Consider the following 4,831-nt stretch of genomic DNA (forward strand, 5'->3'; position numbering starts at 1 on the left):
GGGGGTGTTCGCCGATGTGCTCGGGGTGGAGCGGGTCGGTGCGGATGACGATTTCTTTGCGTTGGGTGGTAATTCGCTGATCGCGACCCAGGTCGTCGCGCGGATCGCCGCGGCACTCGACGTCCAGCTCGGCGTGCGCACGGTGTTCGAGTCTCCGACGGTTTCCGAACTGGCGCAGGCTATTTCGGAGTCGCGCGCCGGAGATCGCCGACGGCCGGCGCTCGTTCGCTACCCCCGTCCGGACGAGATTCCGCTCTCGCTGGCTCAGCAGCGGATGTGGTTCCTCAACCAGTTCGACCCGTCCGCCGCCACCTACAACCTGCCGTTCGTGCTGCGCATGGAGGGCAACGTGGACGTCGAGGCGCTCCGGGCGGCGCTGTACGACGTCGTGGAGCGGCACGAGTCGCTGCGCACCGTCTTCCCCGAATCGGGTGCCGGGGCGTACCAGCTGATCCTGCCGATCGGGGACGTCGACCTCGGTCTCGAGGAGGAGTTCGCCGGTCCCGACGAGCTTCCCGGAGTCCTCGCCGAGTTCGCATCGGCGGGATTCGATGTCTCCCAAGAGATTCCGGTTCGCTGCCGACTGTTCCGCATGGGTGCGAACGAAGTCGCGCTCGCCATGGTCATCCACCACATCGCGGCCGACGGCGTGTCCTTCGGTCCGCTCGCGCGCGACATGGCGGCGGCCTATGTCGCACGCACCGAATCGACCGAAGCGACCTGGGCGCCGCTGTCCGTGCAGTACGCCGACTACACCCTGTGGCAGCGCGACGTCCTCGGTGACGAGGCCGACCCGACCTCGCTCGCCGCGATGCAGATCGAATACTGGTCGAACCAGCTCGCCGGGATCCCCGAACAGCTCGACCTGCCCTCGGACCGGCGACGGCCGGCGGTGCAGTCCTTCGTGGGTCGCCGCGTCGGGTTCGACATCGACGCACGCACCTACCGCGCACTCGAGGAACTTGCTCGCGAACAGAATGTTTCGCTGTTCATGGTCATGCACTCGGCGCTGGCGGTCCTGCTCGCCCGGCTCTCCGCCACGGAGGACATCGCCGTGGGGACCCCGATCGCCGGTCGTGGCGAGGAAGCCCTCGACGACCTGATCGGCATGTTCGTCAACACCCTGGTGCTGCGGACCCGGATCGTCCCGAAGACGTCGTTCACGGAGCTGCTGCAGCAGGTGCGGGAGATCGACCTGGGGGCCTTCGCCAACGCGGATGTGCCGTTCGAGCGGCTCGTCGAGGTCCTCAAGCCGGCACGTTCGCAGTCCCGGCACCCGCTGGTCCAGGTCGTGCTGGCCTACCAGAACATGGGGAACACCAGTCTCGAACTGCCCGGTCTGACGATCGAGGCGAGCGAGGTCGACGTCGACGTCGCAAAGTTCGATCTGCAGCTGACCCTGTCCGAACGCACCGACAGCACCGGCGCGACCGTCGGTCTCGGGGCCGAATTCGTCTATGCCACAGATCTGTTCGACGTCTCGACGGTGCGTGGCTTCGCCGAGCGGTTCCAGCGCCTGCTCGGGGCCATCGTCGCCGATCCGAAGCGGTCCGTCGGCGATCTCGAGATCCTCGATGTGGGTGAGCGGCGCGCGCTCGTCTCCACGACCGGTGCCGGCGGTGCCGAACCGGCCACCCTGGCCCGGTTGCTGACCGACGCCGCTTCCCGGAACCCGGACGGCACGGCCCTCGTCTCGGGAGACCGGACGCTGACCTATCGCGAACTCGACGCGGTCTCTTCGCAATTCGCGCGCATGCTGATCGCCCGCGGAATCGGCCCCGAGTCCGTGGTGGCGATCGCGGTGCCGCGGTCGATCGATTCGGTGATCTCGTGGTGGGCGGTCGCCAAGTCCGGTGCCGCCTTCGTTCCGGTGGACCCGAACTACCCCGCCGACCGTATCGAGCACATGATCGTCGATTCGGGTGCCGAGCTGGGCCTGACGACGGAGCAGTACCGGTCGGTCCTGCCGGGTGGCGTCACCTGGCTCGCGGTCGACGACGCCGAATTCCTCGGCGACCGCGCGGTCGCCTCGCCGGCTCCGATCACCGACGCGGACAGGATCCGCCCGCTGCGCCTGGACAACCTCGCGTACCTGATCTACACCTCCGGTTCCACGGGCACCCCGAAGGGTGTCGCGGTCACCCACTCCGGCCTCGCCGGATTCGAGGCCGAACAGCGGGACCGGTACGGCATCGGGCCGTCCTCGCGCACACTGCATTTCGCCTCGCCCAGCTTCGACGCGTCGATTCTGGAGTTGCTGCTCGCGACCGCCGGTTCGGCGGCGATGGTGATCGTCCCGACCTCCGTCTTCGGTGGCAGCGACCTGGCGGACGTGCTGGTCCGCGGCCGGATCACGCACGCGTTCGTCACCCCTGCGGCCCTGGGATCGGTGGATCCCACCGGTCTGCCGGACCTGCGCGTCGTCGTGGTCGGCGGCGAAGCGTGCTCGCCGGAACTCGTCGCCCGGTGGGTGCCGGGCCGGTCGATGTTCAACGCGTACGGGCCGACCGAGGCGACCGTCGCGTCCAACATCTCCGACGCGCTGGTCGCGGGCGAGCCGATCGTCATCGGCGGCCCGATCCGCGGCGTGACGACCTACGTGCTCGACTCGAGGCTCGGCCCGGTGCCGGAGGGCGTCGTCGGTGAGCTCTACATCTCGGGTGCGGGTGTGGCCCGCGGATACCACGCCCGCGCGGGCCTGACGGCCGAACGGTTCCTCGTGGATCCGTTCGCCGGAGACGGCCGGCGCATGTATCGCACGGGTGACCTGGTGCGCTGGGTGCCCGGGGCGCCGACGCCGCGTATCGAGTACGTCGGCCGCAGCGACTTCCAGGTGAAGATCCGCGGTTTCCGCATCGAACTCGGTGAGATCGACGCGACCCTCGCAGCGCACGAGGACGTCGACTTCGCGGTGACGGTCGGCCACACCGGTGTGTCCGGCACGGCCCAGCTCGTCTCGTACGTGACGGCCGTGCCGGGGCGTTCGGTGCGCGTGGACGCGCTGACGGCGTTCGTCGCCGATCGCCTGCCCTCGCACATGGTGCCCGCGGCGATCGTCGTCCTCGACGAGGTCCCGCTGACCCCGCAGGGCAAGCTCGACCGGAAGGCGTTGCCCGCGCCGGTTTTCGAGACCAAGGTGTTCCGCTCCCCGTCGACCCCCGTCGAGGAGATCGTCGCCAACACGTTCGCCGACGTGCTCGGCGTGACGCGGGTCGGCGTCGACGACGACTTCTTCGAGCTGGGCGGCAACTCCCTCATCGCGACCCAGGTCGTCTCGCGGCTCGGTGCCGCGCTGCACACCACGGTCCCGGTCCGGGCGCTGTTCGAGGCCTCGACCGTCGAAGCGCTCGCTGCCCGGGTCGAGCAGCATGCCGGTGCCGGCGGTCGCGCCGCACTGGCACCGATGGAGCGCCCGGACCGGATCCCTCTGTCGCTCGCGCAGCAGCGCATGTGGTTCCTCAACCGTTTCGACACGGGCTCGGCGGTCAACAACATTCCGGTCGTGATCCGGCTCAGCGGTGAACTCGACATCATCGCGCTGCAGGTCGCGGTCATCGACGTGACCGAGCGGCACGAGTCGCTGCGGACGATCTTCCCGGACTCGCCGGACGGCCCGCGGCAGGTCGTGCAGGAGGCGGTGCAGACCGTTCCCGACCTGACACCCGAGCAGGTCACCCCGGAGGAACTCCAGGACAAGCTGTTCAAACTCGCTTCCGTCGGCTTCGACGTGACCTCCGAAGTTCCGATGCACGCCCGGCTGTTCGAGATCGGTGAACGCGACTACGTCCTCGGCATGGTCGTCCACCACATCTCCGCGGACGGCTGGTCGATGGGGCCGCTCGCCCGGGACGTCATGGTGGCCTATGCCGCGCGGTCGTCGTGGGACGCCCCGGCCTGGGCGCCGCTTCCGGTGCAGTACGCCGACTTCGCGCTCTGGCAGCGCGAGGTCCTCGGTGACGAGCACGACCCGGATTCGCTGATCTCACGTCAGCTGGACTACTGGTCGGCCACGCTGGCCGGCCTGCCGGATCAGCTCGACCTGCCCAGCGATCGCCCGCGTCCGTCCACCGCGTCCTTCGCGGGCGCGAGCATCCGCTTCACCGTGGAACCGGAACTGCATTCGGCCCTCAACACGTTCGCGCGGGAACACGCGACCACCCTGTTCATGGTCGTGCACAGCGCGCTGGCGGTGCTGCTGTCGCGCCTGTCGGGATCGAACGACGTCGCGATCGGCACCCCGGTCGCGGGCCGTGGTGAAGCCGGTCTCGACGATCTGGTCGGCATGTTCGTCAACACGCTGGTCCTGCGCACCCCGGTCGATCCGGCCGAGTCGTTCAGCGACCTGCTCGGCCGGGTGCGCGAGGTGGACCTCGGGGCGTTCGGGCACGCGGACGTGCCGTTCGAGCGTCTGGTCGAGGTGCTCAACCCGGCCCGTTCGCAGGCCCGGCACCCGCTGTTCCAGGTGATGCTGGCGTTCCAGAATCTCGCCCAGACGTCGTTCGAGCTGCCCGGCCTGTCCGTGAGCGGTCTCGACTTCGACGCGCAGGTGTCGAAGTTCGATCTGCAGGTCACGCTCACCGAATCGATCGACGAGCAGGGTTCGCCGGCCGGCATGGCCGCCGAACTGACCTATGCGACCGATCTTTTCGACGAATCGACGGTCCGTTCCTTCGCCGAGCGTTTCGTGCGGCTGCTCGAGGCCGTGGTCTCGGAGCCGTCCACGCTGGTCGGTGACCTCCCGTTGTTGGGTGCTCAGGAGCGGGCGTTGGTGTTGGAGTCGTGGAACGACACGGCGCATGAGGTGGATTCGGCTGCGACGCTGGTCGATCTG

General features: G+C 68.9%; 1 protein-coding gene. It reads left to right on the top strand.

Going from position 1 to position 4,831, the window contains the following annotated elements; all coding sequences use genetic code 11:
- On the top strand, positions 1 to 4,831 hold a 4,831-nt coding region (locus ACWDTS_RS28015; RefSeq protein ID WP_450119453.1), incomplete at both ends, for an amino acid adenylation domain-containing protein.

The sequence above is a fragment of the Rhodococcus sp. NPDC003383 genome, from assembly GCF_053589115.1.